Annotated in this window: 1 rRNA gene; it reads right to left on the reverse strand. The window is 36.5% G+C overall.

What is annotated here, in order from left to right:
• Positions 1 to 247: 247 nt before the first annotated feature.
• Positions 248 to 329 (reverse strand): 5S ribosomal RNA (rrf, locus tag M72_RS18335); the annotation flags it as partial.

Genomic DNA, 329 nt, shown 5'->3' on the forward strand with positions numbered 1-329 from the left:
GAACTTTACGGTTATTACGATGTCTTGATCAAATAGATATTTAATCATCTTATCATTCTGTATGAAGTTTTCAAAGTACAATGTTTTGACTGAAGTTTTTATCAGTCATTAGAAATCTTAATTATTTAAAATCTCTAATCACTGGTAAAACCAGCTATCTGAACAGCACTTCCCTGCTGATGTAGGTTACTCTCGCTACGCAAGAGCTGTTCTATTTTGAAAAGCAATGCTTTGCTTATTCTTTTCGATCTGGCAGCCACCTACTTTCCCATACCGTTACCAGTATAGTATCATCGGCCGCTTAAGTCTTAACCATCGTGTTCGGGATG

This window comes from Roseburia faecis (assembly GCF_001406815.1).
Classification (GTDB): Bacteria; Bacillota; Clostridia; order Lachnospirales; family Lachnospiraceae; genus Roseburia; species Roseburia faecis.